Here is a 5439-nt window from a genome sequence, read left to right as displayed (position 1 = left end):
TGTGTCTGTTGTTTGAGAACTCAATAGTGTGCCAAGTTTGTTGATACCGGTTTATTTTATATGAATTGGTTGATTTGCCGGGCTCGCCTGCCCCTGTGGGTGGGTCTGGTTTTTTAGCTGGTTTCAAATTTTGTGCAGCCTGGTTCCGCGTTTTCCCGTGGTTTTTGGTTGTGTCTGTTTTTGTTTTACTTCAACGGAGAGTTTGATCCTGGCTCAGGATGAACGCTGGCGGCGTGCTTAACACATGCAAGTCGAACGATGATCCCCAGCTTGCTGGGGGGATTAGTGGCGAACGGGTGAGTAACACGTGAGTAACCTGCCCTTAACTCTGGGATAAGCCTGGGAAACTGGGTCTAATACCGGATATGACTCCTCATCGCATGGTGGGGGGTGGAAAGCTTTTGTGGTTTTGGATGGACTCGCGGCCTATCAGCTTGTTGGTGAGGTAATGGCTCACCAAGGCGACGACGGGTAGCCGGCCTGAGAGGGTGACCGGCCACACTGGGACTGAGACACGGCCCAGACTCCTACGGGAGGCAGCAGTGGGGAATATTGCACAATGGGCGCAAGCCTGATGCAGCGACGCCGCGTGAGGGATGACGGCCTTCGGGTTGTAAACCTCTTTCAGTAGGGAAGAAGCGAAAGTGACGGTACCTGCAGAAGAAGCGCCGGCTAACTACGTGCCAGCAGCCGCGGTAATACGTAGGGCGCAAGCGTTATCCGGAATTATTGGGCGTAAAGAGCTCGTAGGCGGTTTGTCGCGTCTGCCGTGAAAGTCCGGGGCTCAACTCCGGATCTGCGGTGGGTACGGGCAGACTAGAGTGATGTAGGGGAGACTGGAATTCCTGGTGTAGCGGTGAAATGCGCAGATATCAGGAGGAACACCGATGGCGAAGGCAGGTCTCTGGGCATTAACTGACGCTGAGGAGCGAAAGCATGGGGAGCGAACAGGATTAGATACCCTGGTAGTCCATGCCGTAAACGTTGGGCACTAGGTGTGGGGGACATTCCACGTTTTCCGCGCCGTAGCTAACGCATTAAGTGCCCCGCCTGGGGAGTACGGCCGCAAGGCTAAAACTCAAAGGAATTGACGGGGGCCCGCACAAGCGGCGGAGCATGCGGATTAATTCGATGCAACGCGAAGAACCTTACCAAGGCTTGACATGGACCGGACCGCCGCAGAAATGTGGTTTCCCCTTTGGGGCCGGTTCACAGGTGGTGCATGGTTGTCGTCAGCTCGTGTCGTGAGATGTTGGGTTAAGTCCCGCAACGAGCGCAACCCTCGTTCCATGTTGCCAGCGCGTAATGGCGGGGACTCATGGGAGACTGCCGGGGTCAACTCGGAGGAAGGTGGGGACGACGTCAAATCATCATGCCCCTTATGTCTTGGGCTTCACGCATGCTACAATGGCCGGTACAAAGGGTTGCGATACTGTGAGGTGGAGCTAATCCCAAAAAGCCGGTCTCAGTTCGGATTGGGGTCTGCAACTCGACCCCATGAAGTCGGAGTCGCTAGTAATCGCAGATCAGCAACGCTGCGGTGAATACGTTCCCGGGCCTTGTACACACCGCCCGTCAAGTCACGAAAGTTGGTAACACCCGAAGCCGGTGGCCTAACCCCTTGTGGGAGGGAGCTGTCGAAGGTGGGACTGGCGATTGGGACTAAGTCGTAACAAGGTAGCCGTACCGGAAGGTGCGGCTGGATCACCTCCTTTCTAAGGAGCACCTACAACCGCCTGGCCCGTGTATGCGGTGTTGGTGGGGTTGTCAGGAGTACAGCCCGTTGCGCAGACGCAAGTTCTGCGGCGGGTGCTCATGGGTGGAATATCAACGGATAGGTGCCTGGCGGCACGTGCCGGCGGTTAGTACGGACGGGTTCCCTTTTGGGGGGTTTCTGTCCTGGAACGCGGCCGGGATGGTTCTGCTGGGTAGTGTTTGGCACACTGTTGGGTCCTGAGGCAACAGGACCGGGGGTCCGCGGCTTTGGCTGTGGGTGTCCGGGACGTTTGTTTCTGGTTTCCTGGCTGCACCGATCACGCGGTTGTTTCCCTTTGCGGGGGGCGTGTGTGGGGTGTGTGGTACGGGGTTGTTGTTTGAGAACTACATAGTGGACGCGAGCATCTTTTATAAGAAGCAATTTCCAAGAATATGAACCTGGATCTGGCTGCGCGTGATGGTACCGCCTCTTTTTGGGGTGGTGTTGTTGGGTGTGGTTGGTTTCTGTGGTTCTCTCGAAAATTAGCGTTTTTGATCTTTTGTGGTCAAGTTTTTAAGAGCACACGGTGGATGCCTTGGCATTAGGAGCCGAAGAAGGACGTAGGAATCTGCGATAAGCCTGGGGGAGTCGATAACCGGACTGTGATCCCAGGGTGTCCGAATGGGGAAACCCCGCCAGACGCGCAAGTGATCTGGTGACCCGCATCTGAACACATAGGGTGCGTGGAGGGAACGCGGGGAAGTGAAACATCTCAGTACCCGCAGGAAGAGAAAACAATAGTGATTCCGTCAGTAGTGGCGAGCGAACGCGGATCAGGCTAAACCGTTCCATGTGTGATAGCCGGCGGGCGTTGCATGGTCGGGGTTGTGGGACTTCCCGTGCTGTCTCTGCCGGGACAGCGAGGTGCGAGTGCAGGTATAGGTGAACGGTCTTGAAAGGCCGGCCGTAGAGGGTGTGAGCCCCGTAACCGTAATGTTGTGCACCGCCTGGGAGGGATCCCAAGTAGCACGGGGCCCGAGAAATCCCGTGTGAATCTGTCAGGACCACCTGATAAGCCTAAATACTCCCTAATGACCGATAGCGGACCAGTACCGTGAGGGAAAGGTGAAAAGTACCCCGGGAGGGGAGTGAAACAGTACCTGAAACCGTGTGCTTACAATCCGTCGGAGCCAGTCTGATTCTGGTGACGGCGTGCCTTTTGAAGAATGAGCCTGCGAGTTAGTGTTACGTCGCGAGGTTAACCCGTGTGGGGAAGCCGTAGCGAAAGCGAGTCTGAATAGGGCGTTGCAGTGGCGTGATCTAGACCCGAAGCGAAGTGATCTACCCATGGCCAGGTTGAAGCGACGGTAAGACGTCGTGGAGGACCGAACCCACTTCAGTTGAAAATGGAGGGGATGAGCTGTGGGTAGGGGTGAAAGGCCAATCAAACTTCGTGATAGCTGGTTCTCCCCGAAATGCATTTAGGTGCAGCGTTGCGTGTTTCTTGCTGGAGGTAGAGCTACTGGATGGCTAATGGGCCCTACAAGGTTACTGACGTCAGCCAAACTCCGAATGCCGGTAAGTGAGAGCGCAGCAGTGAGACTGTGGGGGATAAGCTTCATAGTCGAGAGGGAAACAGCCCAGACCACCAACTAAGGCCCCTAAGCGTGTGCTAAGTGGGAAAGGATGTGGAGTTGCGAAGACAACCAGGAGGTTGGCTTAGAAGCAGCCATCCTTAAAAGAGTGCGTAATAGCTCACTGGTCAAGTGATTCCGCGCCGACAATGTAGCGGGGCTCAAGTACACCGCCGAAGTTGTGGCATTCACATATGTTCTAAGCCTTTGTGGTTCAGGAGTGTGGATGGGTAGGGGAGCGTCGTGTGGGCGGTGAAGTCGCGGTGTAAACCAGCGGTGGAGCCTACACGAGTGAGAATGCAGGCATGAGTAGCGAAAGACGGGTGAGAAACCCGTCCGCCGGATGATCAAGGGTTCCAGGGTCAAGCTAATCTGCCCTGGGTAAGTCGGGACCTAAGGCGAGGCCGACAGGCGTAGTCGATGGACAACGGGTTGATATTCCCGTACCGGCGAAAAACCGCCCATGCTGAACAGGGGATACTAACCGCCCGAAGCCTGCCCTATCACCCTTGTGGTGTGCGGGTTTTGGTGGAGCGCGGGACCTGATCCTGGGAGGCAAGCGTATTAACAGGTGTGACGCAGGAAGGTAGCCGAGCCGGGCGATGGTTGTCCCGGTCCAAGGATGTAGGGTCAGAGATAGGCAAATCCGTCTCTGTGTGTTTGATCACGGACCTGAGATCTGATGGGACTCCCGTATGGGGGGATTCGGTGATCCTATGCTGCCTAGAAAAGCATCGGCGCGAGGTTTTAGCCGCCCGTACCCCAAACCGACACAGGTGATCAGGTAGAGAATACTAAGGCGATCGAGAGAATTATGGTTAAGGAACTCGGCAAAATGCCCCCGTAACTTCGGGAGAAGGGGGGCCCCAACCTTGATGGACACTTGCTGTCCGGAGGGGATCGGGGCCGCAGAGACCAGGGGGAAGCGACTGTTTACTAAAAACACAGGTCCGTGCGAAGTCGCAAGACGATGTATACGGACTGACTCCTGCCCGGTGCTGGAAGGTTAAGAGGACCGGTTAGCCGCAAGGCGAAGCTGAGAATTTAAGCCCCAGTAAACGGCGGTGGTAACTATAACCATCCTAAGGTAGCGAAATTCCTTGTCGGGTAAGTTCCGACCTGCACGAATGGAGTAACGACTTCCCCGCTGTCTCAACCATAAACTCGGCGAAATTGCAGTACGAGTAAAGATGCTCGTTACGCGCAGCAGGACGGAAAGACCCCGAGACCTTTACTATAGTTTGGTATTGGTGTTCGGAGTGGCTTGTGTAGGATAGGTGGGAGACGTTGAAGCCCGGACGCCAGTTCGGGTGGAGTCATCGTTGAAATACCACTCTGGTCACTTTGGACATCTAACTTCGGCCCGTAATCCGGGTCAGGGACAGTGCCTGATGGGTAGTTTAACTGGGGCGGTTGCCTCCTAAAAAGTAACGGAGGCGCCCAAAGGTTCCCTCAGCCTGGTTGGCAATCAGGTGTCGAGTGTAAGTGCACAAGGGAGCTTGACTGTGAGAGAGACATCTCGAGCAGGGACGAAAGTCGGGACTAGTGATCCGGCGGTACATTGTGGAATGGCCGTCGCTCAACGGATAAAAGGTACCTCGGGGATAACAGGCTGATCTTGCCCAAGAGTCCATATCGACGGCATGGTTTGGCACCTCGATGTCGGCTCGTCGCATCCTGGGGCTGGAGTAGGTCCCAAGGGTTGGGCTGTTCGCCCATTAAAGCGGTACGCGAGCTGGGTTTAGAACGTCGTGAGACAGTTCGGTCCCTATCCGCTGCGCGCGCAGGAAATTTGAGAAGGGCTGTCCTTAGTACGAGAGGACCGGGACGGACGAACCTCTGGTGTGTCAGTTGTACTGCCAAGTGCACCGCTGATTAGCTACGTTCGGATGGGATAACCGCTGAAAGCATCTAAGCGGGAAGCTCGCTTCGAGATGAGATTTCCATACACCTTGTGTGTGAGAGGCCCCCAGCCAGACCACTGGGTTGATAGGCCGGATGTGGAAGCGAGGACTAACGACTCGTGAAGCTGACCGGTACTAATAGGCCGATAACTTACACCACACACCACCCCGCAAACCCAACTTCAAAAGGGGTTCGCACCAGGGG

Annotated in this window: 2 rRNA genes; both read left to right on the top strand. The window is 55.6% G+C overall.

Features of this window, described 5'->3' with window-relative positions:
- The first annotated feature begins 190 nt into the window (after positions 1–190).
- Positions 191–1715 (top strand): 16S ribosomal RNA (locus JYA52_RS00395).
- A 544-nt stretch (positions 1716–2259) separates the two neighbouring features.
- Positions 2260–5394: ribosomal RNA gene (locus JYA52_RS00390) — 23S ribosomal RNA — on the top strand.
- Together the 16S and 23S rRNA genes form the textbook arrangement of a ribosomal RNA operon.
- Positions 5395–5439 lie beyond the last annotated feature (45 nt).

It is taken from the genome of Arthrobacter pascens (assembly GCF_017052465.1).
GTDB lineage: Bacteria > Actinomycetota > Actinomycetes > Actinomycetales > Micrococcaceae > Arthrobacter > Arthrobacter pascens.
This window is presented reverse-complemented; position numbering and strand designations above follow the sequence as displayed.